At 62.0% G+C, this 26,694-nt stretch carries 25 protein-coding genes and 1 tRNA gene; 13 read left to right on the top strand and 13 right to left on the bottom strand.

Annotated elements, in window-relative coordinates; translation table 11 throughout:
- The first annotated feature begins 1 nt into the window (after position 1).
- Complete coding sequence (locus tag JL2886_RS09040) at positions 2-2,521, top strand: ATP-binding protein (protein ID WP_065271711.1); 2,520 nt, start codon at positions 2-4, stop codon at positions 2,519-2,521.
- Here the strand turns inward: JL2886_RS09040 and JL2886_RS09035 are convergent.
- From JL2886_RS09035 to JL2886_RS09025, 3 genes are read right to left on the bottom strand one after another with little or no spacing between them, the layout of a single operon-like run.
- Positions 2,518-3,744 (bottom strand): CaiB/BaiF CoA transferase family protein, encoded by a 1,227-nt coding sequence (locus tag JL2886_RS09035; RefSeq protein WP_065271710.1) that lies wholly within the window; start codon positions 3,742-3,744, stop codon positions 2,518-2,520. The two genes, JL2886_RS09040 and JL2886_RS09035, sit on opposite strands and share 4 nt — an antisense overlap.
- Positions 3,741-4,163, bottom strand: coding sequence for a PaaI family thioesterase (locus JL2886_RS09030; RefSeq protein ID WP_082996042.1), 423 nt, complete (start codon positions 4,161-4,163; stop codon positions 3,741-3,743). The genes JL2886_RS09035 and JL2886_RS09030 overlap by 4 nt, the downstream gene beginning before the upstream one ends.
- Positions 4,164-4,166: 3 nt before the next feature.
- A complete protein-coding gene (locus tag JL2886_RS09025; protein WP_065271709.1) occupies positions 4,167-4,952 on the bottom strand; it encodes an IclR family transcriptional regulator in 786 nt (261 codons plus the stop codon).
- A 149-nt stretch (positions 4,953-5,101) separates the two neighbouring features.
- Between JL2886_RS09025 and JL2886_RS09020 the strand changes: the two genes are divergently transcribed.
- From JL2886_RS09020 to JL2886_RS09000, 5 genes are all read left to right on the top strand, one after another.
- Positions 5,102-6,661, top strand: coding sequence for an acyl-CoA synthetase (locus tag JL2886_RS09020; protein WP_065271708.1), 1,560 nt, complete (start codon positions 5,102-5,104; stop codon positions 6,659-6,661).
- 37 nt (positions 6,662-6,698) lie between these two features.
- Positions 6,699-7,835 carry an FAS1-like dehydratase domain-containing protein gene (locus JL2886_RS09015; protein WP_065271707.1) on the top strand — a complete coding sequence of 379 codons (1,137 nt, stop codon included), beginning with the start codon at positions 6,699-6,701 and terminating at the stop codon, positions 7,833-7,835.
- Positions 7,836-7,877: 42 nt separating this feature from the next.
- Positions 7,878-8,366, top strand: a complete 489-nt coding sequence (locus JL2886_RS09010; RefSeq protein ID WP_065271706.1) for a TRAP transporter small permease — start codon at positions 7,878-7,880, stop codon at positions 8,364-8,366.
- Positions 8,367-8,388: 22 nt separating this feature from the next.
- Positions 8,389-9,393, top strand: coding sequence for a TRAP transporter substrate-binding protein DctP (dctP, locus tag JL2886_RS09005; protein ID WP_065271705.1), 1,005 nt, complete (start codon positions 8,389-8,391; stop codon positions 9,391-9,393).
- A 69-nt stretch (positions 9,394-9,462) separates the two neighbouring features.
- On the top strand, positions 9,463-10,752 hold the full coding sequence (locus JL2886_RS09000) for a TRAP transporter large permease (protein ID WP_065271704.1): 1,290 nt from the start codon (positions 9,463-9,465) through the stop codon (positions 10,750-10,752).
- A 55-nt stretch (positions 10,753-10,807) separates the two neighbouring features.
- On the opposite strand, the gene JL2886_RS08995 is transcribed toward JL2886_RS09000, so the two are convergent.
- A tRNA-Pro gene (locus tag JL2886_RS08995) sits at positions 10,808-10,884 on the bottom strand.
- Positions 10,885-11,017: 133 nt separating this feature from the next.
- Between JL2886_RS08995 and JL2886_RS08990 the strand changes: the two genes are divergently transcribed.
- Positions 11,018-12,631 carry a Na/Pi cotransporter family protein gene (locus JL2886_RS08990; protein ID WP_082996154.1) on the top strand — a complete coding sequence of 538 codons (1,614 nt, stop codon included), beginning with the start codon at positions 11,018-11,020 and terminating at the stop codon, positions 12,629-12,631.
- On the opposite strand, the gene leuB is transcribed toward JL2886_RS08990, so the two are convergent.
- Complete coding sequence (leuB, locus tag JL2886_RS08985; protein WP_065271702.1) at positions 12,628-13,731, bottom strand: 3-isopropylmalate dehydrogenase; 1,104 nt, start codon at positions 13,729-13,731, stop codon at positions 12,628-12,630. The two genes, JL2886_RS08990 and leuB, sit on opposite strands and share 4 nt — an antisense overlap.
- 73 nt (positions 13,732-13,804) lie before the next feature.
- Entirely contained in the window at positions 13,805-14,713 is a 909-nt protein-coding gene (locus JL2886_RS08980; protein ID WP_065271701.1) for a LysR family transcriptional regulator, read from the bottom strand.
- Between the two features lie 92 nt (positions 14,714-14,805).
- Between JL2886_RS08980 and JL2886_RS08975 the strand changes: the two genes are divergently transcribed.
- Entirely contained in the window at positions 14,806-15,720 is a 915-nt protein-coding gene (locus tag JL2886_RS08975; RefSeq protein WP_065271700.1) for a sugar nucleotide-binding protein, read from the top strand.
- Here the strand turns inward: JL2886_RS08975 and JL2886_RS08970 are convergent.
- From JL2886_RS08970 to JL2886_RS08950, 5 genes are all read right to left on the bottom strand, one after another.
- Entirely contained in the window at positions 15,706-16,794 is a 1,089-nt protein-coding gene (locus JL2886_RS08970) for an endonuclease/exonuclease/phosphatase family protein (RefSeq protein ID WP_065271699.1), read from the bottom strand. The two genes, JL2886_RS08975 and JL2886_RS08970, sit on opposite strands and share 15 nt — an antisense overlap.
- Complete coding sequence (locus JL2886_RS08965; protein ID WP_065271698.1) at positions 16,791-17,624, bottom strand: hypothetical protein; 834 nt, start codon at positions 17,622-17,624, stop codon at positions 16,791-16,793. Before JL2886_RS08965 ends, JL2886_RS08970 begins: the two co-directional genes overlap by 4 nt.
- A gap of 434 nt (positions 17,625-18,058) precedes the next feature.
- Positions 18,059-18,664 (bottom strand): 3-isopropylmalate dehydratase small subunit, encoded by a 606-nt coding sequence (gene leuD, locus JL2886_RS08960; protein WP_065271697.1) that lies wholly within the window; start codon positions 18,662-18,664, stop codon positions 18,059-18,061.
- A gap of 12 nt (positions 18,665-18,676) precedes the next feature.
- Entirely contained in the window at positions 18,677-20,083 is a 1,407-nt protein-coding gene (gene leuC / locus JL2886_RS08955; RefSeq protein ID WP_065271696.1) for a 3-isopropylmalate dehydratase large subunit, read from the bottom strand.
- 53 nt (positions 20,084-20,136) lie between these two features.
- Positions 20,137-20,250 (bottom strand): isopropylmalate isomerase, encoded by a 114-nt coding sequence (locus JL2886_RS08950; protein ID WP_065271695.1) that lies wholly within the window; start codon positions 20,248-20,250, stop codon positions 20,137-20,139.
- A gap of 123 nt (positions 20,251-20,373) precedes the next feature.
- Between JL2886_RS08950 and JL2886_RS08945 the strand changes: the two genes are divergently transcribed.
- The 3 genes from JL2886_RS08945 to rlmH all read left to right on the top strand — a co-directional run bounded on the left by JL2886_RS08945 (position 20,374) and on the right by rlmH (position 22,854).
- Positions 20,374-21,738, top strand: a complete 1,365-nt coding sequence (locus JL2886_RS08945) for a mechanosensitive ion channel family protein (protein ID WP_082996041.1) — start codon at positions 20,374-20,376, stop codon at positions 21,736-21,738.
- A gap of 178 nt (positions 21,739-21,916) precedes the next feature.
- On the top strand, positions 21,917-22,276 hold the full coding sequence (rsfS, locus tag JL2886_RS08940) for a ribosome silencing factor (RefSeq protein WP_065271694.1): 360 nt from the start codon (positions 21,917-21,919) through the stop codon (positions 22,274-22,276).
- Positions 22,277-22,383: 107 nt separating this feature from the next.
- Positions 22,384-22,854, top strand: coding sequence for a 23S rRNA (pseudouridine(1915)-N(3))-methyltransferase RlmH (gene rlmH, locus JL2886_RS08935; RefSeq protein ID WP_065271693.1), 471 nt, complete (start codon positions 22,384-22,386; stop codon positions 22,852-22,854).
- Between the two features lie 9 nt (positions 22,855-22,863).
- Here rlmH and JL2886_RS08930 read toward each other — a convergent pair whose 3' ends face one another.
- Positions 22,864-23,223 (bottom strand): hypothetical protein, encoded by a 360-nt coding sequence (locus JL2886_RS08930; protein WP_065273609.1) that lies wholly within the window; start codon positions 23,221-23,223, stop codon positions 22,864-22,866.
- 37 nt (positions 23,224-23,260) lie between these two features.
- Positions 23,261-23,995 (bottom strand): DUF599 domain-containing protein, encoded by a 735-nt coding sequence (locus JL2886_RS08925; RefSeq protein WP_065271692.1) that lies wholly within the window; start codon positions 23,993-23,995, stop codon positions 23,261-23,263.
- An 82-nt stretch (positions 23,996-24,077) separates the two neighbouring features.
- Between JL2886_RS08925 and JL2886_RS08920 the strand changes: the two genes are divergently transcribed.
- Both JL2886_RS08920 and JL2886_RS08915 read left to right on the top strand, forming a co-directional pair.
- Positions 24,078-25,526, top strand: a complete 1,449-nt coding sequence (locus JL2886_RS08920) for an FAD-linked oxidase C-terminal domain-containing protein (RefSeq protein ID WP_065271691.1) — start codon at positions 24,078-24,080, stop codon at positions 25,524-25,526.
- 44 nt (positions 25,527-25,570) lie between these two features.
- A complete protein-coding gene (locus tag JL2886_RS08915) occupies positions 25,571-26,692 on the top strand; it encodes an FAD-binding protein (RefSeq protein WP_082996153.1) in 1,122 nt (373 codons plus the stop codon).
- Positions 26,693-26,694: the final 2 nt, after the last annotated feature.

Raw genomic sequence — 26,694 nt, 5'->3', positions numbered from 1 at the left:
CATGCTCGCGCTTTCCCGTCTCAGCGTCCGGTTTCGCCTCTCCGCTGCCATTGCCGTTCTGTTCGGGCTGATCCTGCTGGTCAGCCTGATCGGCATGCGGGTGCTGAACCGGACCGAGATGTGGATGAATGTTCTGCATCAGGACACGCTGACCGAAGTGTCTGATGCGCTGGACCTGTCCCGCCGGGCGGCGGATCTGGCAACCTCTGCGCCGTTTCTTTATGCGCTGTTTCCTCCCTTCCAGCTGGAGCAGGAGGCGCAGAGCGTTCTGTCGAACCTGCGCAGTATCGAAGACCATGCCGCCCGCGATCCGGCGTTGGATCTGCCGCTGGCCCGGCTGAGGCTGGCGATTGATGATCTGACCACCGCGCTGGTGCCGCAGACCGCACGCAAGGCGGAACTCACCGCGATCGACCGGGACATGCTGCGTCTTAATGGGCGGGTGCGGCGGCTGTCCGGCGATACCACGCTGCCGCTGGCAGAGCGCGAGGTCTGGGCCGGTCTGCAACAACTGACGGCCAGCGCCATCGGCGCCGGGCGGGCGGATGCCCTGATCGAACTTGGTGAATTCACCCGCCGCTACAAGCGCGTTCGTGATCAGATCGTGCCGGGCCTGACGGCTGTCCACCGGGAAACCTTTGACGAGATCGAAACAGCCCTCAGCCGCAGTGACAGCCTGTTCGTGCTGAAGCACCGCGAGCTTGCCGCGCAGCTTGATGCGGAAAACGCCCTGTTCCGTATCCGGCAGGAGGCGGGCCGCATTTCGACCTATGCCGAAGAAAAGGTCGCACAGGCCGAGGCCCGCCTGTCGCAGGCGCGCGCAGAGACCTCCGACAACCTTGGCGTTGCCAAGAATTCCTTTCTGGCGCTGACCCTGATGAGCCTTCTGGTGGCAATCACCTCGTCGCTTTACGTGTCGCGCTATGTGGCCCGCAACCTGCGCCGTGTGGCTGATGCAATGCGCAAACTGGCCGCCGGGGATCACCGCAGCGATTTGCCCCGGGCCCGGGTGTCCGAGGATGAGATCGGTCAGCTCTTTGCCGCCTTTCAGGTATTTCGCGAAAACGCGCGCAAGCTGGACCGGCGCACTGGTCAGATCCGCCGTCAGAACGCGCTGTTCTCGCGTGTGTTCCGCAATATCAAAGACGGTGTCGCCATCAGTGCTGCCGATGGCCGGATCGAGGCCGAGAACGACAAGCTGCGCAGCCTGTTACGCCTGCCGCCGGAGGAGGCGGAAGAACCAGCGAATATGCAGGCGCTGATCGACCGCTCTGCCTTTACCCGGCAAGTGAGCGCAGGGGAGCGCGGTGGATTTGAGGAATACACCGATGCCTCTGGCCATGTTCTGGAGCTGCGCCATTCGCCGCTGCCCGATGGGGGGGCGGTCTGGTTGCTGTCGGAAACCACCGAACGCAAACGCATTGATGAACGGCTGGAGGAAATCCGCCGTGTGGAAACCCTGGGCAAGGTCGCCGGTGAGGTCGCCCATGATTTCGGCAATATCCTGTCTAGTATTTCTGGCAACCTGCACCTTCTGAAACGGGCGGATGACGAACAGGCCCGGTACCTGCGGACCCGCATCGGCTCGGCGGTGGATCTTGGCGTGTCCCTGACCGAACGTTTGCTGGCCTTTGCCCGCAAGCAGCATCTGGAACCGCAGGTGACCGATCTGTCGATGCTGGTCGAAGGTATGGCCGACCTTCTGGAAATTGCTCTGCCGGAAAACATTTCGCTGGACTTTGATCTGCCGGCAGAGCCTGTCAATGCGCTGGTCGATCCGGGCCAGATGGAAAGCGCCATTCTGAACCTCTGCGTCAACGCAGGTCAGGCGATTGAGGGAGCTGGCCGCATTTGCGTCTCGGTGGGGACGGGGCAGGATGGCGGCGCCCAGCTCAGCATCCGTGACGATGGCTGTGGTATGACACCCGAGGTGCTACATCGCGCAACCGAGCCGTTTTTCACCAATCGCAGCGACGGCAGCGGCACCGGGCTGGGCCTGTCGATGGTCGATGGCTTCGTGCACCAATCCGGCGGGCGTCTCGACATCACCTCCCGCATCGAGCCGCCGGAGCGGGGCACCACCGTGACGTTGAATTTTCCGCCGCTGAAGGCTGAGGAGGCCCCACAGGAGGTTGCGCTGCAGGCGCCCGGTACGGCACTGGTGGTCGATGATGACCCGGCCTATCTCGACTCGGCCGGCAAGGCGCTAGAGCGGATCGGCTATACCCTGCACCGGGCCAGCAGTTTTGCCGAAGGCGCAGCGCAGATCCGGGAGTTGCCACAGCTTGACCTGCTGCTGAGTGATCTCAATCTCGACAATGGCGCATCAGGCTGGGATCTTCTGCAGCTGGGCGCCGGGCTGCACCCGGACTGCCAACTGATCCTGATGTCGACACGCCGAATTGGCCGGATCCCGGAAAGCCTGCGCGGCAGTCCCGGCCTGGCCTCATTGGCCAAACCGGTCACGGATGCGGACATCCGCAGTCTGATTGCCCAGACGGCGCAAAGACCTGAGGCCTAGCCTGCGCCGGGTGCCGCGGCGCGTGTTTCTAGGGCACGGGCCTCTTCCTCATCATATCCCAGCCAGTCCGACAGCACCGAACGCGTGTGTTCGCCGAGGAGTGCAGGCGCGCGCGCGGGGGCAGGGCTCTCGCCGTCGAACCGGATCGGTCCGCGCACCAGTTGCATGTCCCCCACGTCCGGGTGCGTCACGGTTTCAATCAGCCCGCGTGCTGCGACATGCTCCTGTTCCAGAGACTCCGCGATGCTGAGGATCGGCGCATTAGGTACGTCGAATTCGGTCAGCCGATCCAGCCAGTATTCCGTGGTGTCTTTTTCCATGATTTCGCAGATTTCCGGCTCCAGCGCGTCGCGGTTCTCCAGCCGTTTTTCATACTCTGCGAAGCGCGGGTCGGTGATCAGGTCTTCACGCCCAAGGCAGCGCGCGAAATTGTGCCAGAACCGTTCCGTCAAGCAGGCGACGATCACATGGCCGTCCCTGGTCGGGAAGGCGCCGTAAGGCACGATTGAGGGGTGACGGGTGCCAACCGGCTGCGGGCTGTTGCCACTGACAAAATAGATCTGGGAGAGATAACCCTGCATGGCAATCAGGCTGTCCAGCATGGCGATTTCCACGTGGCGGCCCTGTCCTGTCGTGTTGCGTTCCACCAGTGCAGCGAGCAGACCGAACAGCGAAAAGATACTGCCCGCCATATCGCCGAGCGGAATGCCCAGCTTGTTGGGGGGCTGCCCCGGTTCGCGGTTCACATCCATTACCCCGGACAGCGCCTGCGCCACGATATCAAAGGCGGGTTTGTCGCCATGGGGGCTGTTGCGCCCGAAACCGGTGATGGAGCAATAGACCAGCCCGGGATTATCCGCCTTCAACGTCTCATAGCCAAGACCCAGCCGATCCATCACGCCGGGGCGGAAGTTTTCGAGTACAACGTCGCATTTGCGCGCAAGGTTACGGGCGATCTTTGCCCCCTCTGGCGATTTCAGGTCCAGCGTGATGCTTTTCTTGCTGCGGTTGAGGGCAATGAAATAATGGCTCAGCGGACCTTTGAAGGGCGGGAAGTTGCGAGTTTCATCGCCGCTGCCGACCGGTTCGACCTTGACCACTTCTGCACCAAGATCGGCCAACACCATGCTGGCATAGGGGCCGGACAGGATGCGCGAGAAATCCAGCACTTTGATACCTGCCAGCGGTCCGCGTCGCTGCTGCTCTTCCTGTTGCGTGCTCATGGTGTGTCCTTCTTTGCGATTATTTTCATGACGGCTGTTGCCGTGGCGATCAGGCGATCCCCTGCGTACAGATCCGCGTCCACGAACAGCATGGAGCGCGTCGCGTGGCGCAGGGTTGCGCTGGCTTCCAGCAGGTCACCGGCGCGCGCAGCGGTGACAAAGCGCGTATCCATTTGGAGGGTGACAGTCGGTTGCCGATTGGCCGCATTCCAGGCCTCGATGGCGATGGCTTGATCCAGCACCCCGGTGACCACGCCGCCATGCACCGAACCGATGGCGTTGCAATGGGAGGCATCGGTGCGCAGCCCATAGATATTGCTGCCATCCAGCGCCCTGGTCTTCAGGATGGGGCCGATCCCATCCATGAAGGGACCGGCCTTCAGCTCTTTCCAGCCTGTTTGTTCGGTGAGTTGGGTCACTGTCTAGCTCCTCGTTTCGATTTGCATGGCTTCGATTTTGTCGCGCAGCTTCAGCAGGGATTTCGCCAGCGAAGCGACTTGTTTGTCATCCATCCGCTCTGAAATACCGATGGCGACAAGCGAGCGGATCATCTGCCCGGCGGCGTTGAACACCGGCGCCGCGACAACCGTCACGCCCGAGATGTAGGTTCCCCTGTCCACCGCATAACCGCGCGCGCGGGTCGCCTCGACTTCGGTTAGCCAGTCTTCAAAGCTGGGCGGGTGATCCCAGACCAGTTTGTCAAAACCGCTGCGCAGCTCTTCGGGGTCGGTGACGTTGAATGCGGCAAACAGGCGGCCGGTGGCGCTGATCAGGATGGGGAAGCGGCTGCCAAGGTCGACCTGAAGTCGGAAGGGCAGGGTCGATTGCGACAGTGCGATGACCACCATCTGGGACGGTTCGGCCACCTGTGTCGCGATGGAGGTCACCCCGAATTTCTCGGATAGGCCAGAAAGCAGCGGCTGCACCAGGACCGAGAAGGTGTTCTTCTGAAGGGCTGAACGGGCCAGGGGAAGGATGCCGATTCCGATCGAGTAGCGTTTGGTGTTCGAATCAAAATCGACGAGTCCCTCATCCTGAAGCACCCGCAGAATGTGCAGGCAGGTGCTGGGCACAAGTTCGAGCTCGCGGGCGATCGGATTGACGCCCACCGGTTCGTCCGAACGCGCCAAAAACCTAAGAATAGCAATGGCTCGCGTGACGGCGGGCACCTGTCTCTTGGTCGTGGTCTCTGCTGATTTTGCGGCCATTTTATACCTCTGTAACGCTTGATTTCATTGCGTATATACAATAATTATAGCGTATTGACAATAACATATCCTGATCCCTACCGTTGTCAACGAACACGGGCAGGCCGCGATGACGTGCTTGCCGGACGACGAAAGGGAGAGGATTGGCGATGCAACGCCTGACGGATTTCACATCCTACGCTGACGCGCTGACGCACTATTCGAAGGATGCGCTCTGGGCGCTCTTCGACGGGGATCGCGACAACTTCAACATTGCGCATGAATGCGTGGACCGCCACGCAGCGGGGGATCGCACGGCGCTGCGAATTGCGCATGCCTCGGGACAGGATGAGATCATTTCCTTTGCGGAACTGGCCAGCCGGTCCTCCCAGGTTGCGCATTATCTGGTGTCGCAGGGCGTCCAGAAAGGTGACCGTATCGCGGTCATGATCGAGCCGTCGCTGCCCTTCTACTGCGTCATGTTCGGCGCGATGAAGGCAGGTGCCGTGGCGGTTCCGATGTTCACCCTTTTTGGGCCTGACGGGATCCGCCTGCGGGTCGAGGATTGCGCGCCGAAGATCCTGTTCACCAACGCAGAGAAGGGGCCGGAAGCCGTCGAAGGTGGCGCCGAACGGGTTGTTGTCGCAGATGCAGAGTTCCTTGATGGATTGGATGGATTTCCCGGCGAATTCGACTGCTCGACCGCGGGTAACGACCTTGCCGTCCTGCAATACACATCCGGGACCACCCGCCTGCTGCCTGCGGCGGTGAAGCACAACCACCGTTCCATCGTGACGCTGATGGTTGCGGCGCTTTATGCAACGGGCATCCGCCCGGGCGATCGGTTCTTCTGTCCGTCCTCACCAGCCTGGGGGCACGGGTTTTGGCACGGTACGCTGGCACCGCTGGCCCTTGGCGTGTCGACCGGCACGTTCTCGGGCAAGTTTGACGCGGTACGCCTGTTGCAGGCCCTGCACGATTTCGAGATCAGCAACCTTACGGCTGCGGCGACCCATTACCGGATGATGCGCAACTCCGGCCGGGCAGAGGATTTCACCTATCATTTCGACAAGCTCTCCTTCACGGGTGAGCCGATCGACAGCGAAACCGCCGCCTATGTGGAACGTGTCTTCGGCACCAAGGTCCGCTCGATGTATGGCACCACCGAGATCGGTGTCATCATTGCCAATTATCCGGGTGCGAATGATCTGGAGGTGCGGGACGGTGCCATGGGCAAGGCCGTTCCCGGCGTCGAGGTGCAGGTCCAGCGCGACGATGGTTCGCCATGTGACCCCGGCGAGACCGGTGAGCTCATGGTCAAAAAGGCAGGCACATGGTTCCCGACCAAGGATCTGGGGCGGGTCGATGAGGATGGTTATTTCTACCACGGCGGCCGGGCGGACGATGTCATCATTTCCGCAGGCTGGACCATCGGCGCGGTTGAGGTCGAGGACGCGTTGCTGAGCCATCCCGCCGTTGCCGAATGTGGTGTGATCGGCGCCCCGGATGAACTGCGCGGTCAGGTCGTCAAGGCCTACATTATCCTGAAAACAGCGGAGACTGCCGGGCTCAAGGAAGACATACAGGAGCATGTCCGCTCCAAGCTCGCGCGGCACGAATACCCCCGCCAGATCGAATTTGTCACCGAACTGCCAAAAACCCCGGCAGGCAAGGTGAACCGAAAAATCCTGAGAGATCAACAAGCCAGACAACTGGAAACCGCGGGCTGATCCGCGCGCACCAGACGTAATTCTAGGAGGAAAACGAATGAATGAAATGACCCGGAAATTTCCGAAGATCACCGAGGAAGGCCTTGACGATCTGCGCGAACGCGTTGGCGTAAAGATCGAAAAAACGGTCGAGCCCTGGTGCTATGAAGCGACCCGAGACAACATTCGCCACTACGCCCATGGCATTGGTGACGACAACCCGCTGTGGTGTGATCCGGACTATGCCAAGACCACCAAGTATGGCGATGTGATCGCGCTGCCTTCGTTCCTGTTCGCGACGAACCGGATCATCTCGGGCTATGTGGGTGGGCTGCCGGGCGTGCACGCGATGTGGTCGGGGGCCAACTGGAACTGGCACAAGACCATCACTCGCAACATGGAATTCCGCACCGAGGCCTACCTCAAGGATCTGGTCGAACACGACACCCGTTTCGCAGGGAAAGCCGTCCAGCAGATCTATCACGTCGATTTCTATGACACTGCGACGGGCGATCTTGTGGCGGATGCTGACAGCTGGTGCTTCCGCACCGACCGTGATCAGGCGCGCGAGAATGGCACCAAGTATACGGAAGCCAAGGAGAAGGGCCGCCGTGTCTGGACCGAGGCCGAACTGCAAGAATACTACAAGTATTACGAGCAGGAAGAAATCCGCGGCGCCGAGACCCGTTATTGGGATGACGTTGCCGAAGGCACCGAGCTGCCGACCATGGTCAAGGGGCCGATGACGGCCACTGGCTTCATCGCCTATGCGCAGGGTTGGGGCGGTCTTTACATCCGGGCCAACAAGCTGGCCTGGCAGCTGCAGCAGAAACACCCAAGCGCTGGTCCGAAGAACCGCTACGGCATTCCCGATTGCCCCGAACGGGTTCACTGGGAAGAGGAATTCGCGCTCGAAGTTGGTGCGCCCGGCGCCTATGACTATGGTCCCGAGCGGACGTCCTGGCTGACACATCAGATCACCAACTGGATGGGCGATGATGGGTTCCTGCGGCAGGCGAAATGCCAGGTGCGTCGGCACAACCCCGAAGGCGACATCATCCTGATCCACGGCACCGTCATTCGCAAGTATGAGGAAGATGGTCGCTATCTGCTTGAAATCCAGCAACGTGCAGAACAGCAGGATGGCGAAATGTCCGCCATGGGCTCTGCAATCGTCGAGCTGCCCAAGCGTTAAGCCTGGGCTCTCGCGTCAACCAGAAGGGAGGCTGGTTTGACCATGATCGAACGCACGCTGAGAAAAATCGAGGACACCCTGCATCTTGCCGGGTGCCTCGCCCTGGTTGCCGTGGCGGTCCTGATCAACGCAGATATCCTGCTGCGCATGATCGCGAACCGCCCGGTCCAGATCCAGTTCGAACTGACCGAGCTCTACCTGATGCCTGCCTTGGCGACGCTGTCGCTGTCGCGGGTGTTCCGGGACGGTGGTCATCTCGCCCTGGATTTTGGCCCAGAGACCCTCCCCGGTCTTTGGGGAACGCTGCTAGCAAAGGCGCGTTTGCTTCTGCCTGCCGCCTTCTTTGCCGCGATCACCTTCATGTCTGCGAAATTTGCCTGGGGTGCCTTTGCGCATCACGAGGTCGAGTATGGCGTGATCGACTGGCCGCTCGGGTGGGCCTATGCCGTCGCACCTCTTGGGTGCAGTGTGCTGGTCCTGCGGCTGATCCATGATGTGTTCCGTCCTGCGGAGCCAGATCTCACCCGATAAACCAACAATGGGAGGAAACGAAATGAAGACCTTGAAGAAGATCACTGCGGTTTCCGCGATCATCGCTCTGGGCATGACCGCAACAGCCGGTATCGCCGAGACGCTGCGCCTTGGGGATTTCCAGTCGACCAGCCATATCGTGTCGATCGAGGGCACCACGCGCTGGATGGCAGCGGTGGAAGAGGCCACCGGAGGTGCGGTCTCGTTCCAGCATTTCCCGTCGCAGCAGGCGGCAAAATCCAAGGCACAGCTGGATGCCGTGAACAATGGCATTCTCGACGCGGCGCTTCTGGGCACGCTTTATCACGCGGAATCCCTGCCGCTGAATTCGGTGGTCGGCTTGCCGGGGTTCTACAGCTCGGCCCAGCAGGGTACCAAGGCGCTTCAGGCGATGCTGAAGGAGGGACCGCTGCGCGAGGAACTGCTGGCGGCAGGTGTCACGCCGATCTTCGGTTTCGTGCTGCCCCCCTATCAGGTGCTTGCCAAGAAACGGCTTGGTCTGGCGGAAGACTGGAAGGCGCTGGATATCCGGACGTCTGGCTCGACACAGGCGATGACGGCCCGCTCCATGGGTGCAGTGGGTATCTCGATCCCGGGGCCAGAGGTCTACACGGCGGTAGAACGCGGACGGCTTGATGCGGTTCTGTTCCCGCTGGCATCGGTGCCGGGCTACAAGCTCAACGAAGTGGTGAGTCATATTTCCACCAACGGATCCTTCGGCGGCTATAGCTTTGTAATGGTCGTACGCAGTGACCTGTTCAAAGACCTTCCCGAGGACGTGCAGGCCAAGATGCTGGAGCTGGGCGCAGAGACGGCCATGCATGTGGCAAAGGCGCAGGATGACTCGGTCGAAGGTCTTGTCACTCAGTGGAAGGACGAAGGAATCGACACCTACACCTTCTCTGACGCGGAACTGGCAAGCCTCACCGACAGCATGAAACTTGTTGGCCAGGACTGGCTGGAGCGTATCAATGCGGATGGCGCAGAGGCGGTTCTCGAAAACTATCGTGCCCTGACTTCGAAGTAAGCCCGACAAAGACTGAAACGATCCGGGCGCCCATCTGGCTGCCCGGATCCTGAAGACAGAGCCGCGAACATGATCACTTTCCTCGCCCTTCTTTGCCTGCTGGCCCTATTCATGGTGTTCCGGATGCCGATCGCATTCGCCATGGGGTTGGTTGGCTTCATCGGACTTGCCTTGCAATTGGGATGGCGCCCTGCATTCGCTGTGCTGGAACGCATCTTCTTTGACAGTTCGTCCTCGTTCATTCTGGTGGCGATCCCGCTGTTCATCCTCATGGCAGAGCTTTTGACCTCGGGCGATGTGACGCGCCGCGCGATCCATGCCTGCCAGTGCTGGATCGGCCATGTCAAAGGCGGCCTTGCGATGGCAACCGTGGCCTCCTCCGTCCTGCTGGCGGCGTTGGTGGGCAGTTCGACCGCATCAACTGCGGCAATGGCCGCATCGGCCTTTCCAGAGATGCGTAACCATAACTACGCCGACCGTCTGGCGGCGGCCGTGGTCAGTGTGGGGGGCACGCTTGCCGTGGTGGTGCCGCCGTCCATCGTGCTGGTTGTCTATGGCGTCCTCACGGAAACCTCGATCGGGCAGCTGTTCATTGCCGGCATCGTGCCGGGATTGCTGACGGCATCGGGTCTGGCCCTGGTGATCAAGATCATCGCGACACGTACGGATCAGGCGCCCAAAGGGGATCCGTTCCAGCTGGGCAAGGCGGTCAAGGCCAGCCGTCACGTGATCCCAATGGGGTTGCTCATGGTGGGGGTCATCGGTGCCATTTACGGCGGTGTCGCCTCTCCGTCCGAGGCTGCGGCGCTTGGCGTGATGGGATCGCTCATCATTGTTCTTGTGCAGCGCAGCATAACCTTTGTCGGCCTGAGCACATCTGTGTCCGCGGCCATCCGGGCGACCGTCATGATCGTTGCCATCGTCACCTGTTCGGCGATCTTCGCGAACTATCTGGCCTTCACGCGGATCACCCATGCGCTTTTGGAATTCGCATCGACCACGGATCTGCCGCGTGCAGCGATTCTGGCCTTCATGGTACTGATTCTGCTGGTTATGGGCATGTTTATGGACCAGCTGGCGATCCTGTCCCTTGCAATGCCACTGGCGTTTCCGACCGCGATGGCGCTGGGCTATGATCCCGTCTGGTTCGGGATCGTGGTGACAAAGACGGTCGAGATCGGGCTACTGACGCCACCGCTTGGCCTGAACGCCTATGTTGCCTCGGCCCAAACTGGGGTTGCGCTGGGCACTATTTTCCGGGGCATCGTGCCGTTCCTTCTGATGGAACTCGTGGTGCTGGTGGTACTGCTGTGCTTTCCGGAGATCACGCTCTGGCTGCCATCTCTGATGCTTGGCTGACCCAAGCACATATGACGAGAAACAACAAAGGCGCCCATGGGGCGCCTTGCTTTATTGGTCGGAGTGAGAGGATTCGAACCTCCGGCCCCTGCCTCCCGAAGACAGTGCTCTACCAGGCTGAGCTACACTCCGACCGTGGCGCGGGATTATACCCGGCGCGCGGGTTTTGCAAGCCGATTTGTCATGCTTTTTTGCAATGAACGCGGATTGTGAAAACTTGCGTCCCGCGCGGCAGGGCGCCATCCTTGGGAAAAACGAGGCTGACATGTCAGCAGACTATCTCACGGTGCTTGGCGGCATCGGTATGTTCCTTGTGGGAATGAAGATCATGACGGCGGCGCTGCGGGACGCGGCCGGTTCAAATTTGCGGGACATCCTGACCCGGTTCACCACAACGCCGCTGCGCGGGGTCATGACCGGGACGCTGTCGACAGCGGTGATTCAATCCTCCAGCGCGACCACTGTCATGACGGTTGGGTTTGTCGGGGCGGGGTTGTTGACCATGCCGCAGGCGCTGGGGGTGATCTATGGCGCCAATATCGGCACCACGGCCACCGGCTGGCTGGTCTCCCTGCTGGGGTTCAAGCTGAAGCTGGGCAGCGTGGCGATGGCCGGTCTTCTGTTTGCAGGTCTGGCGGATTTGCTGGGGCGCGGCGCGGTGGCGCGGGCCGGGCGGATGGTGTCGGGCCTGTGCCTGCTGTTGATCGGGCTTGATCTGATGCAGGTGGGCATGGCCGGTGCATCTGAGCTGGTGACGCCGCAGATGCTGCCGGGGAATACGTTCTTGGGGCTGGTATTGCTGGTGGGGCTGGGCGCCGGGTTGACCATCGTGATGCAGTCATCCTCGGCGGCAATGGCGCTGGCACTGGTGATGGTTCAGGGCGGTGCCCTGCCGCTGGAGCAGGCGCTGGCCATCGTGATCGGGATGAATGTCGGCACCACGTTCACCGCAATTCTCGCCTCGGTCGGCGGTTCGCGCCCGATGCGGCAGACGGCGCTGGCCAATCTGTTCTTCAACGTGGCGACCTCGGTCGTGGCCTTTGCCGCGCTTCTGTCCGGCGCAGCGTGGCTGCCGGTGCTGGAACAGGCAACCGGGGCGGTGACGACAGTCCTGATCTTTCACATGGGCTTCAACATCGTCGGGACCGCGATGTTCCTGCCGATAACTCAGCAATTTGCCGCCATGGTCGCGCGGCTGGTGCCGGACCATCCCGCTGCGCCGCTGATCGATCTGGATCGGGCCCTTTTGCAGGATCCAGGGCTTTCCCTTGTCGCAGGGGAGGCCGCCACGGCCACCATATCCCAGCGTCTGAATGCTGCCCTGGCCGCAGCGCTGCGCGATCCGCCGGATTACCGGCCCCTGTCGGCGCTGCAATCCGCGCAGGAGGCTTTGCAGGAATTGTCGGAATTTCTGGCGGATATCCGTCTGTCCGAAGGGCGCGAAGATCAGGAGCGTGCCTATGCGGCGCTGCTGCATCAGACCGACCACCTGATGCGCCTTATGGCGCGGAGCGGGCAGAAAGGGCGGGCAGCGACCCTGTCAGAGGATCCGATGCTGCGACGTCCGGCGCAGGCCATGGGGCTTGCCTTGGCGCAGCTTGCTGAAGGGCGCGCAGAGGAGGAGAAGACGGTGGCCCGCCTGGGGCGGCTGTATGACCTGATCGAGCTGCGCACCAAACGCCACCGGCGCGCGCTGCTGCTGGGAGAGCACGCTGGTATCTACAGTCTGTCGGATGTGTTTTCCCATACCGATGCGATGCGCTGGATGCAGCGCTGCCTGCATCATGCCGAACGGATCGCGTATTACGGCGGGGTTGCGCGCGGGGCGCTGGCTGCGGCGAAAGATCCCGCCGCAGCCGAAAACAGCGACGCGCCTTAGAGGCTGGCGTCGAGCGCTGCGACGATGGCGTCGCCCATTTCGCTGGTCGAGACCGGCGTGACGCCTTCTTCGCCCAGAAGGTCTGCGGTGCGCACACCATCGGCCAGAACCTTTTCGACAGCGGCTTCGAGCCGATCAGCCTCTTCGCCCATGTCGAAAGAATAGCGCAGCGCCATGGCAAAGCTGAGGATACAGGCAATCGGGTTCGCCTTGCCCTGACCGGCGATGTCGGGGGCAGAGCCGTGCACCGGCTCATAGAGCGCCTTGGGACGACCGTTGGCCATCGGTTTGCCGAGGCTGGCCGAGGGCAGCATGCCCAAAGAGCCGGTCAGCATCGCCGCGGCGTCGGACAGAAGGTCGCCAAACAGGTTGTCGGTGACGATCACGTCGAACTGCTTGGGCCAGCGGCACAGCTGCATGGCGCCGGCGTCGGCGTACATGTGGCTGAGCTCGACCTCGGGGTATTCCTTGCCAACCTCGGTCACCACTTCGCGCCACAGAATGCCGGATTCCATGACGTTGGCCTTTTCCATCGAGCAGAGCTTCTTGTCGCGTTTCATCGCCAGTTCGAAGGCGGAGCGTGCGACGCGGTCGATCTCGCTTTCGGTGTAGCGCTGGGTGTTGATACCGACGCGCTCGTTGCCTTCCTCGATGATGCCGCGCGGCTCACCAAAGTAGATGCCAGAGGTCAGTTCGCGCACGATCATGATGTCGAGGCCCGCGACGACGTCCTTTTTCAGGGACGAGAAATCCGCCAGCGCGTCAAAGCACTGCGCAGGGCGCAGGTTGGCGTAAAGGTCCATCTCCTTGCGCAGGCGCAAGAGGCCGCGTTCCGGTTTGACCGAGAAATCCAGCACGTCGTATTTCGGGCCGCCCACCGCGCCCAGCAGGACGGCGTCGACTTCCTGTGCCTTGGCCATGGTGTCGTCATGCAGCGGGGTGCCGTGCTTGTCATAGGCGGCACCGCCGACCAGATCCTCGCTCACATCGAACTGAATGTCGCGCTTGTCACCGTACCAGCCGATGACCTTGCGGACCTCGCCCATGACCTCGGGGCCGATGCCGTCTCCGGGCAGAATCAGAATCGATGGGTTGGACATGCGCTTCCTCCTTGAAATAGCTGGAATTGGGGTACTCTGCACCGCGGGCAGGGTCAATAACGCGGCCTTGAATTTAAGGGGCTGGAGGCCGCTTTGCAGCCTTTTCCAGCCCGGTGGCCAGCATATCCCAGACCCGCCTGATCCGTGGGGTCTGCCGCATGCTGGCATGGGCCGCCAGCCAGACCGGCAGGGGAGGTATGTGAATGTCCAGATCCAGCTCTTCTACCTCGGGGTCCAGATGGGCGACACCGCATTGCGAAAACCCGATCCCGCAGCCCGCCCGTAAGAGCTGCCAGTAGGCGGATTGGTTGTCACAGCGGACAGCAAAGTGATGCCTGTCCGCGTGGATGCCCATTGCCCGCATGGTGCGCAGGATCAGATCGTCATCGTCATAGCCGATCAGATCATGGGCCCAGAGGCTTTCCAGATCTGTTGGCCGTCCGCGGCGGTCCAGATACCGTTTGGCGGCAAAGGCCCCGAGCGGCAGGTCCGTGATGTGGCGGGTCACAATATCAAGCTGGGTCGGGCGGTACATCCGCACGGCGATATCGGCAGCGCGGAACACCAGGTTTTCCGAGGCATCGCTGGGCACCAGTTCCAGTTCGATCTGCGGCAGCGCAGCGCGGATATCGGCAAGGATCTGCGGCAAGATGTAATGTGAGGCAAAGATGCTGGCGGTGATGCGCACGGTGCCCTTCAGATCCTGCGATTGGCCCGCCGCAGTCAGGCCAATCGCGTGCATGCGGGCGTGAATGTCCTGCGCCATTGGCAGCAATGCTTCGCCTTCCGGGCTTAGGTGTAGGCCGCGCGGATGGCGGTTGAACAGCCGCTGCCCAAGCTGCTCTTCGAGGGTCTGAATATGGCGGCCCATGGTGGGCTGGCTGCGCCCCAGCTGCGCGGCCGCCGCCGAGAGCGAGCCGGTTTCGGCCACGGCAAGGAAGCTCTGGATCAGGGACCAGTCGCTGAGTGTCGTTTTGTCCATTCAATACTGAATGGCAGATCTGAAAATTTATGCAATTGGTATATTTTGGTGAATGGATACATTGAGCCTGTCCACGATGGAAGGAACAGATCATGACACGGAAGGTTCTCATTCTCGGCGCCTCTGGCCGGTTCGGCCGTGCTTGCGCCCATGCCTTTGAACAGGCGGGGGCCGAGGTCACCCGCTTTGACCGCAAACGGGACAATCTGATGCAGTCGGCGCAGGGCAAGGATGTGATCGTTGCGGCCTGGAACCCGGCCTATCCCGACTGGGCGGCGCAGGTGCCGGATCTGCACGCAAAGATCATCGCGGCGGCCAAGGCCAGCGGCGCCACGGTGATTGTGCCGGGCAATGTCTATGTCTTTGGTGCCAGCACACCGTCGCCCTGGTCCGAACGCTCGCCCCATCGGGCCGAAAATCCCTTGGGCCGCATCCGCATCGCGATGGAGAATGCCTACCGGACTTCCGGCGTGCGGACCATCGTTCTGAGAGCAGGTGATTTTCTGGATACCGAACAGTCGGGCAATTGGTTTGACGCGGTGATGACGGCGAAACTCGCAAAGGGCCGGTTCGTCTATCCTGGTAACCCGGATCTGCAGCATGCCTGGGCCTTTCTGCCGGATCTGGCGCGGGCTGCCGTTGCACTGGCTGCGCGCGGGGATGAATTGCCGGTCTATCTGGATGTGCCGTTTCCGGGCTACACCCTCACGGGGCGAGAGTTGTTTGCGGCAGTGAATGAGAGCCTGAACAAACCGGTCGCGCTGAAAGGCATGTCGTGGTGGCCATTAAGGCTGGCGGCCCCGGTCTGGCCGTTGGGGCGCTGCCTGCTGGAGATGCGCTACCTCTGGAATACGGCGCACCGGCTGGACGGCAGCGTGTTGCGGAACCTCCTCCCAGATTTTCAGGAAACGCCACTGGCCGAGGCGATATCGCGAGCGCTGCCTGCCGCCTATGTGAAAAAGAGGCTTGATCAGGATCTTCGTTCCCGCCGCTTAGTCGGAGCCTGAAGGATCCGGTCTTGGCAGTTCAATATCAACCCAGACCAGCCGGTGACGGCTGGCGCGGGAGGCGCTGTCCGTGCCCGGGAGGGACCAGAGCACCCCTGCATCTGCCACCGGCAGATTGACCGAGGGGAGGATATAGTCGACCCGCATCTGCCCGGCGTTGTCCCACTCCACCGTGTTGCGGCCCGCCTCGGCACTGGTGGGGCGGGGGTCCTGAAGTCTGGGATCGTCCAATAGCTGGCGGATTGCGGCTTTGATGCCCGCGCCTTTGCCAGGGTCCAGATTGGCGCCGCCAGCGATCACGAACTGGCGCAGATCAGCAGGGTGGAACGGTTCGGGCAGGCGGCCATCCAGCAACAGTTGCCACAGGCGGATTTCGTCATGGTTGCGGCGGCCATTGCGGTCTTCCGGTCCATCAAACACCGGTGGTCCCGCCTGAAAAGTCAGCAAATCCAGCCGCGCTCCACCGGGCAGGCGTAGTGGAACCACCCAATGGGCGGTGGAGGATAGCCGCTGCACCGCCTGTGCCGTGGCCGACGGGAAGGGGCTGCCGTCCGCGTTTTGTGGCAGCAACGCACCGGGCAGGTCGCGCCACAGCATCGGCGAAAGGTCGAGAACCTCAGCCGTGTCGATGGGGATACGGGACAGGACGGCGATTCCGCCGCGGCCGGTGAAATCGCCATAGCCCTGGGAATCCCCCGGGCCACCCAGACGTCCATCACCATCCAGATCCAGCCCCGTGGGAAGGCCAGCATTCGGCGCGGCGGCAAACAGATAGGGGAAAGGATGCCCGGCGAGAGCCAGATGGCGCTCGAGCGCCCGAAGGGTCCGGTTGGAATAATCCCAGTCAATACCCTGCAAGGTCAGAACATCAGGCTTTGCCGCCAGGATGACGTCGATCACGGCGGCGATCTGCGGGTCCTCTCCGCGCTCGATATCGCGTAGCAGCAGGCCGGGACCCTTGCGGAACAGTTCGGTATTGAAGGTCGCGATCCGCACCGTATCAGCCTGTGCGGGCAGGAACAGAGACAGCAAAAGGAAGGCGCCGGACAGAACAAGACCGGCGCGGCGTCTCATGCGGTTTGCAGAGTCTCGGGATCGGCATAGGCGGCGCGGCGGCGCTGGGCGATCAACTCGGCCACCCGCAGCAGCGCCAGCCCGCGCATGATCATCGAGGCTGGGACAAAGGCCCAGGCGCTGACCGTCCAGACCAGAGTCTGCGGTGCGGCAAACACCGCGGGGTCAATGATTCCCGAGGCCAGTTTGATGGCCGCCGGAATGGCAAACGGCAGCAGCGCGCCGATCACCATGTTGACGCGTCCGTCCCGTTGCAGACGGATCACCACATCGCCGCCCGTGGTGGGATCGAACAGCGGCAAGTTAACCCAGACGTTGAAGGCGCCGTTGCCCAGCGGCCAGTTCCCGATGCGGACCGCCAGCGCAAAGGTTATGATGCTGAGCGCCGCCACCAGATAGCTGATCCCGGCTGCCGAGCGAACCGCCAGAACCGTTGCGTCGGGCACATCGGCGGGCATCATCAGGGTGGTCAACTGCACCGGGGAGTAGGCGAAATCCATCCCGGCGCCCAGTCGCGCGGCCACTTCATGCACCAATGCGGTCAGACCGGTCGGGTCCAGCGGATGGCGGGCGAGCAGGCTGAGCAGCCCGACCATGGCAAAAAGAGACAGGAACCGCATCCGGTTCAGCGGCGGTGCCTGACGGAATTCGACAAAGCTGGGAAAGCTGGAGAAATACTCGGCAAAGGTAAGGGTGCCACCCAGAAGCGCCATGAAGACGATAATCTCGGGGGATTCGGTGGCCGATACCGGCAGCAGCAAGGACGGCATCGCGATCAGCAATGCCACCAATACGCCGCGGGTTGCCGCGCCTATGATGCGTGCAAACACTACGATCTGTTCCCTTCAACCTGGACTGGCCGGTGCTTTGCCGTGCCTTTGTTCCAACTTGTGTCCCGGATCTGCGTCCGGGAGTCTGCCTCAATTCTGCCCTATTTCTGCACGCTGGCAGGAAACCACTCAAGGGTTCTGAAAGAGAATCCACCACCCGGGCGGGTGTTCGGACCGGAACTGGTGCCGGAATACATCAATAGATGCCTTCTGTTTCAGCACCTTGTAGGCCGATATACCAGATTTAGGGGGAGCGGCTGGGTCAACCGCAAGCCGTCATGACGGGGTGAACCTGCGATTGCGCGGGCCGCGAGAATCTTAGGGAATATGTCTCAATTGTGGCGCGGTGCCGCAAATGGGGCTGTGCTGGAACAATGAAAGCCGCCCGGATCGGGCGGCTTTCAAATGTGTCAGAATGGCAATGCCGGAAGGGATCAGACCCAGGGGCGTTCCTGGGCCATCTTGTTTTCGAAGGCCTCGATCGCTCCGGCTTTCTCCATGGTCAACCCGATATCGTCGAGACCGTTCAGAAGGCAGTGCTTCTTGAAGGCATCGACGTCGAACTTGATCACTTCGCCGTCCGAAGTGGTGATTTCCTGCGCTTCCAGATCCACGGTCATGCGGGCATTGGCGCCCTTTTCCGCGTCCTTCATCAGGATATCGACCTGTTCCTGCGGCAGAACGATCGGCAGGATGCCGTTCTTGAAGCAGTTGTTGAAGAAGATGTCGGCAAAGGAGGTGGAGATCACACATTTGATGCCGAAATCCGCAATCGCCCAAGGCGCGTGTTCGCGGGAGGAGCCGCAGCCGAAGTTATCGCCCGCAACCAGGATCTCGGCGTTGCGGTATTGCGGCTTGTTCAGCACGAAATCGGGGATTTCGCTGCCGTCGCGGTTATAGCGCATCTCGTCGAACAGGTTCTTGCCGAACCCGGTCCGCTGGATCGATTTCAGGAACACCTTGGGGATGATCATGTCGGTGTCGATGTTGACCAGCGGCATGGGCGCGGCGATACCGGTGAGCTTTTCAAACTTTTCCATCGTGCTGGCTCCTTACATCAAATCACGGACATCGGTCAGGTGACCGGTGATGGCAGCGGCGGCGGCCATGGCCGGGCTGACCAGATGGGTGCGGCCCTTGTAGCCCTGACGCCCCTCGAAGTTGCGGTTCGAGGTGGCGGCGCAGCGCTCACCCTCGGACAGCTGGTCGGGGTTCATCGCCAGGCACATGGAGCAACCCGCAAGGCGCCACTCGAAACCGGCCTCCTTGAAGATGTCTGCCAGGCCTTCTTCTTCGGCCTGAGCGCGGACCAGACCCGAGCCGGGCACGATCATGGCGCGCATGCCGTCCTTGATCTTCTTGCCTTTGACCACTTCGGCCACGGCCCGCAGATCCTCGATCCGGCCATTGGTGCAGGAGCCGATGAAGACGGTGTCGATCTCGATGTCGGTCAGTTTCTGACCGGGGGTGAGCCCCATATACTCGATCGAGCGGCGCGCCGCTTCGACCTTGCCGCCTTCGAACTCTTCGGGGGCGGGCACGACGCCGGTGATCGGCAGCACGTCCTCGGGCGAGGTGCCCCAGGTCACGACGGGCTGGATGTCTTCGCCTTTGAGCGTCACGACCTTGTCGAAATGCGCGCCTTCGTCGGTGTAGAGCGTCTTCCACCAGTCCATCGCGGCTTCCCACTGGGCGCCTTTCGGGGCGTGCGGGCGGCCTTTGACGTATTCAAAGGTGGTTTCATCCGGCGCGATCAGGCCAGCGCGGGCGCCGCCTTCGATGGCCATGTTGCAGACGGTCATGCGGCCTTCCATCGACAGATCGCGGATCGCTTCGCCGCAATATTCGATGACATAGCCGGTGCCGCCGGCGGTGCCGGTCTCGCCGATCACGGCAAGGGTGATGTCCTTGGCGGTGACGCCCGGTTTCAGCTTGCCGGTGATCTCCACTTTCATGTTCTTGGATTTCTTCTGGATCAGCGTCTGGGTGGCCAGAACGTGTTCGACCTCGGAGGTGCCGATACCATGCGCCAGCGCGCCGAATGCGCCGTGGGTCGCTGTGTGGCTGTCACCGCAGACCACGGTCATGCCGGGCAGGGTCCAGCCTTGCTCGGGACCGACGATGTGCACGATACCCTGACGAATGTCGCTGACCGGGTAATAGTGCACGCCGAATTCCTTGGCGTTCTTGTCGAGCGCCGCGACCTGGATGCGGCTTTCCTCGGTCATCTGCGCCGGGTCTTCGCGGCCCATCGTGGTGGGCACGTTGTGATCCGGCACGGCGATGGTTTTATCCGGGGAATGCACGGTGCGGCCCGCCATGCGCAGCCCCTCAAAGGCCTGCGGGCTGGTTACTTCGTGAACCAGGTGGCGGTCGATATAAAGCAGGCAGGTGCCGTCCTCTGCTTCATGCGCGAGATGCGCATCCCAGATTTTGTCATAGAGTGTCTTGGGGGACATGGGTCCTCTCCCGTTCTGTATTGGAATAGCTGGCTTTGGGCTGGGCTGCAGCCTTATAGGCGCGCCAGGACCGTGCGGGCGGCGCCATAGAACCGTTCGCGCAGGCGTGCGCGGTCTTGCAGTTCGATTTTCTGGGCCAATACGAAGGTCATGCCTGTCAGATACATCCGCCCCGCCTGACAATCAAGGTTCGAGCAGTGCGGTTCGAAAGGGCGCCGCCCAATCCCGGCTGCGCGGTTTTCCTTGCAACCTCATTGCGGCCGACGCCATGCTGGGCGGTGGAGGTCCCCATGAATCAAGAGCAGTTGCCCGAGACATTGATCGAATTTCTGGTGTCGCTGTGGAACAAAGTCTGGATGCTGTCGGAGCAGTTCCTGACCCCGGGCTGGCGACAGTATCAGATGCTGATCGTTGGCGGGCTGGTGATTCTGGCTTATCTGCTGCGTCTTTTGACCAAAACACAGTGGGACAATTGGGGGCATCGCCGCACCGGCTGGCCAAAGTGGCGGCTGCGGGCGCTGATTCACATGATCCGGCGGCTGACGCTGATTTACTTCATTGTCTTGTCCTGGGCGGCTTACCTGCTGATGCAGAATGTGACCTGGCCGTCGCGCAGCTACCTGATCGGGATCGCAGCGACCCTGGCCACGGCCTGGCTGGTGATCGGGATCATCGCTCGGCTGGTGCGCAATCACACGCTGCGGCGGCTGTTCACATGGTCCCTGTGGATCTACGCGACGCTGGTGGCGCTGAACCTTGTCGATGACGTGGCAGAGTTTCTGGACAGCGTTGCGATCACATTTGGCGCCATGCACCTGTCGATGCTAGCGGTTCTGAAGGCGCTGATGCTTGCGGCGGTGCTGCTGACACTGGCACGTTTCGGCTCTAACGCGGCGGGCAAGGGGCTGAAGGGCAACAGCGATATCTCTCCTTCGATGCAGGTGCTGATCGGCAAGGCCATCCAGCTGGCCCTCTATGGGCTGGCAATCATTATCAGCATCCGCGCCATCGGCTTCGACCTGACCGGGCTGGCCGTCCTGTCCGGTGCGGTTGGTGTTGGCATCGGTTTCGGTCTGCAGAAGGTGGTGTCCAATCTTGTGTCGGGCATCATCATCCTGATGGATCGCTCGATCAAGCCGGGGGATGTGATCTCGCTCGGGGAGACCTTCGGCTGGATCAATGCGCTGGGTGCGCGCTATGTCTCTGTTGTGACGCGGGACGGGCGCGAATACCTGATCCCGAACGAGGATCTGATCACCTCGCAGGTGGTGAACTGGTCCCATTCTGACCGCTACGTGCGGCTCGATATCAATTTCGGTACCGGCTATGGCGATGATCCGCATCAGGTGCGCCGGGTGGCCATTGCCGCTGCGCGTTCGGTGAACCGGGTGCTGTCCACCCCCGGCAAGGCGCCGGTCTGTCACATCATCGGCTTTGGCGACAGCAGCGTCGATTATGTGCTGCGGTTCTGGATCAGCGATCCCACGGCGGGGCTGACCAATATCCGGGGCAATGTGTTTCTTGCCCTCTGGGACGCCTTTCAGGCTGAAGGCATATCGATTCCCTTCCCGCAGCGCGAAGTTCGGGTTTTGAATACTCCGCTGGAAATCTCAGAGCCGGTAGAAGAGCCCGCGCCAGAGGCGCCAAAGGGTTGAAAAAGAGTGCGCATATGCCATCGCGGCAATGCAGCGAAGCTTCATTGAAAAAAGGCCCCTGTCTTGCTACATTTAACGCAGCCCCGGCGCCGGGGGTGTTTCGGCGCGCAGCAAGGAGGACACTGTCCTGTCACCCGAACCCCAAGCGGCAGTTGCCGCTGTTAATGAGGCAGCCCCTATGCCTGCCAAGACTCGACCCACCAGCGAGGTGCTGCTGGAGCGGATCCTGACCTCTCTGGATGATGACAAGGCCGAAGATGTTGTGCAGATCGATCTGCGCGGCAAAACGGCCATTGGCGACTTCATGGTCATCGCGTCCGGTCGCTCAACCCGGCAGGTTGCGGCCATGGCCGAAAAGCTGACCGACCGGCTGAAGCAGGACTATGGCATCATCAGCAAGGTCGAGGGCAAGGACGCTGGCGACTGGGTGCTGATCGATACCGGCGACGTGATCGTCCATATCTTTCGCCCCGAAGTGCGCGAGTTCTATCAGCTGGAAAAGATGTGGGTGCCCGGCGCGGGCGCGACCGGCAGCTGATTTCGGAAACGGGGGCGGCTGCCCGCGACCTGCAAGGTCGGCGGCGCCCCAAAAGACCTACCTGTGATTTCCTTGGCTGAGATCGACAGGCGGGCGGGATCCCTCTTATGCGTGTACATATCTGTGCGGTCGGGCGGCTCCGCTCCGGCCCGGAAAAATCCCTGATCGATGACTATCTGACACGGTTCGACCGCACCGGCCGCGCCCTTGGCCTTGGCCCTGCGCGGGTGGTTGAGGTCGAGGACAAGAAGAACCTTGGCATGTCCGCCGAGGCGGATCTGCTGCGCAAGGCCTTGCCCAAGGGCGCGCTGATCTGCACCCTGGATGAACGGGGCAAGCTGCTGTCCTCGCCCGATTTTGCGGGCAAGATGGCAGACTGGCGCGACAGTGGGCGGCAGGATCTGGCGCTGATCATTGGCGGCGCCGATGGCATCGATTCCAGCCTGCGCGCAGAGGCGGATTTTTCGATCTCATTTGGCAAGATGGTCTGGCCGCATATGCTGGTCAGGGTGATGCTGGCCGAGCAGATCTACCGCGCCGCAACCATCCTGTCCGGCAGTCCTTACCACAGAACCTGATGGGGTTGGTCAGGGCAGGGTCAGGCGAAAGCTTTCGTCGCTCCAGCCATCCACGATGCAGCGCGCCTGAAGGCTGATATGCCGGGTGCCCTCCGGGATTGCGATGCCGCTCAGGCTGCGGGTGAAGGGCTGTTCGTTCACATGCGGATGCGCCAACACCCGCAGGCCCAGTTCGCGGCCATTCTCATCCAGCACGCGCCAGCCATCGGCATAGTGCTCCCATCCCGTATCGGCATGGGACAGCGTCACGCTGATCGTCCAGCTGCTGCCGTTCTGGTGGGCGGTTGCACCTTCGATTCGGGGCGCCTCGGCGAGGGCGGGAGAGGCCGCGCTCAGCGCGCAAAGCAGGGTGATCAGAGCAGGTTTCATGAAGTGCATCATAGTCCGGTCGCGGTGATGTGCGGAATCACGAAGATGTGTCGTCCGCATCCTGTCTCCGCGTCTCGGGCGGAATGCGCAACAGCACGCTGCGGGACTGCGATGCGAATTCGCGCCGGTAAAGCACTGCCAAAGTAATCAGCGTGGCCAGGATCAGCGGGATCGCCCCCGCCAGCCACGCAGCCGAGGCCAGCGCGAAATAGGTGCAGCGCATGCCTCGGTTGAAACTGCGCGCTGCGGTGATCGACAGATCCGCCGCCTGCGCCGCGCGGGGCAGGGCCAGTGGCTCAGCGGGATCATTGGGCACCGCCGCCATCAGTACCGAACAATAGCCGAACAACCGGTGCGCCCAGACATATTTCAAAAAGGCATTGGCCAGAAACAGCAGAACCGTCAGGATCTTGACCTCCCAGACAAAGGCGGGCGCGCTGTCCTGAATCAGATCCTCGGCAACGCCGGCCAGCTGTTCGGTATTGCCGATCAGCGCCAACCCGCCGCCCATTGCGATCATCGAGGCCGAGGCAAAGAACGTCGTGCCTTGCCGCAGGCCGCTGATCAGCTGCGCGTCGAACATGCGCGGCTGGCGGGTCACCATCTGCACCATCCAGTCGCGCCGGAAATCCGCCATCAGGTAGGACACCGAAGGCTTGCCAGCCGCCGGGTTCTCGATCCGCCAGCCGATCCAGATCCAGCCCGCGACAATCAGCGTTAGCGCGGCAAAATCCAGGGTCGAAAACAGGGCGATACGGTCAATCCAGATCATGCCGCCACCCTAGCCCAGCAACTGGTCCCTTGCCAGATGGCATGAATTGGTAATATAAGTTTACCAAAGAGGAGTGCCCGCCATGGAAATGCCAGCCCCGGATCCCAAAGTCCTGTCGCGCAAAGCCCACCTGGCCGCGCGTCTGGCAAAGGTTTTGCCCGCAGACGCCCTGATCACGGAGGAGGCTGAGACCCGAGCCTACGAATGTGATGCGCTGACGGCTTACAAATGTCCGCCGCTGCTGGCGGTGCTGCCGCGCAGCACGGCTGAAGTGTCCGAGGTCCTGCGTATCTGCCACGAAGAGGGCGTGCCCGTGGTGCCGCGCGGGTCGGGCACCTCGCTGGCCGGGGGCGCCCTGCCAACCGCGGATTGCGTGATCCTGGGCGTTGCACGGATGAATGACGTGCTGGAGACCGATTACGAGAACCGCATCATCCGGGTGCAGACCGGGCGCACCAACCTCTCCGTATCCGGCGCGGTGGAGGAGGAGGATTTCTTCTACGCGCCCGACCCGTCGAGCCAGCTGGCCTGCGCCATTGCCGGCAATATCGCGATGAACTCGGGCGGGGCGCATTGCCTGAAGTATGGCGTTACAACCAACAACCTGATGGGCGTTACCATGGTGATGATGGATGGCACCGTGGTCGAAATCGGCGGCGCGCATCTGGATGCGGGCGGCTTGGATCTGCTGGGTGTCATCTGCGGCAGCGAGGGGCAGCTTGGCGTCGTGACCGAGGCGACCCTGCGGATTCTGCACAAGCCCGAAGGCGCCCGTCCCGTGCTGATCGGCTATGACAGCAACGAAGTGGCAGGCGCCTGCGTCAGCGATATTATCAAGGCGGGCGTGCTGCCCGTTGCTATCGAGTTCATGGACCGTCCCTGCATTGAGGCCTGCGAGGCCTTTGCCAAGGCGGGCTACCCCATGTGCGAGGCGCTGCTGATCATCGAGGTCGAAGGCAGCGATGCCGAGATTGATGCGCAGCTGAAGGTGATCAAAGACATCGCCCAATCCCACAACCCGGTCGAGCTGCGCGAAGCCACTGATGCGGATGAGGCCGCGCGGATCTGGCTGGGCCGCAAATCCGCCTTTGGCGCCATGGGGCAGATCAACGACTACATGTGCCTTGATGGGACTATTCCGGTGTCCTCTTTGCCCTACGTGCTGCGTCGCATCGGCGAGATGAGCAAGGAATTCGGTCTGGCGGTGGCCAATGTGTTCCACGCCGGCGATGGCAACATGCACCCGCTGATCCTGTTCGACGCCAATAAACCCGGAGACCTTGAACTCTGCGAGGAATTCGGCGCCGAGGTACTGAAACTCTGCGTCGAAGTCGGCGGCTGCCTGACCGGCGAACATGGCGTCGGGATCGAAAAACGCGATCTGATGCTGCACCAGTACTCGGGCGATGATCTGGAGGCCCAGCTGAAGGTCAAGGATGTCTTCGATCCGCAGTGGCTGCTGAACCCGGCCAAGGTCTTCCCGCTGTCGGTAACCGAAAGCCGCCGCACTCCGGCGCTGGCGGCGGAATGATCCCCGCCTTCAATGATTCTCCAGAACGTTTGGAAAAGACCATGATGCGACCCGAAAGCGAGGCCGAACTGGCCGGGATGATCGCTGCGGCCAAGGGCCCCCTCAACATCCAGGGCGGCGGTACCCGTGGCATGGCGGTGGAAGGGGAGACCCTGAGCCTTTCTGCCCTCAGCGGGATTGAGCTTTATGAACCCGGCGCGCTGACCCTTGTGGCCAAGGCCGGAACCCCGGTTGCCGAGATCAAGGAATTGTTGGCGGCAGAGAACCAGCGCCTTGCCTTTGAACCGGCGGACTACCGCGCCCTTCTGGGCACCGACGGCACGCCAACAATCGGATCGCTCTTTGCTGCCAATATCTCGGGGCCGCGCCGCATTCAGTCGGGCGCGGCGCGGGATTTCCTGCTGGGCGTGCGTTTCGTCGATGGCACCGGCCAGATCGTCAAGAATGGCGGCCGGGTGATGAAGAACGTCACCGGCTATGATCTGGTGAAGCTGATGTCCGGCGCGCAAGGGACGCTGGGAGTGCTGAGCGAGGTGTCCTTCAAGGTGCTGCCGCGTGCGGCGCAGATGGCCACCGTTTCGGTCGGCGGTCTGGATCTGCCGGGCGCGGTGCGGGCGATGTCCGCGGCGCTTGGCTCGCCCTTTGATGTGACCGGGGCCGCATATGATCCCGACACGATGACCGCCCATATCCGCGTCGAAGGCTTCGAGGAATCGGTGGACTACCGCTGTGATGCGTTGGTGAAGCGGCTGGCTGAGCACGGCATTGCTCACCGCGCCGAGGCGGACGAGGATCTGTGGCGTAGCATCCGCGATGTGGCAGCGTTCCACGGCCACGATGGCGATGTCTGGCGGATCAGCGTGAAGCCCTCGGATGCGGTGGAGCTGGCGCCGCGCCTTGGCGCGACGGCTTTGCAACTCGACTGGGGCGGCGGGCTGATCTGGGCGCTGATGCCCGAGGGTAGCGACCTGCGCAAAAAGATGTCGGGCGCAGGCACCGGAATGGAGCCAGTTCCAGGCCATGCCACCTTGGTTCGCGCCAGTGCCGAAATCGCTGCGCGTCTTGGCCGGTTCGAACCGCAACCGGCGCCTCTTGCGGCCCTGTCCAAGGGGCTGCGCGACCAGTTCGATCCGCGCGGGATCCTGAACCCTGGCCTGATGGGATAAGA

The organism is Phaeobacter gallaeciensis, assembly GCF_001678945.1.
Lineage (GTDB): Bacteria > Pseudomonadota > Alphaproteobacteria > Rhodobacterales > Rhodobacteraceae > Phycobacter > Phycobacter gallaeciensis_A.
This window is presented reverse-complemented; position numbering and strand designations above follow the sequence as displayed.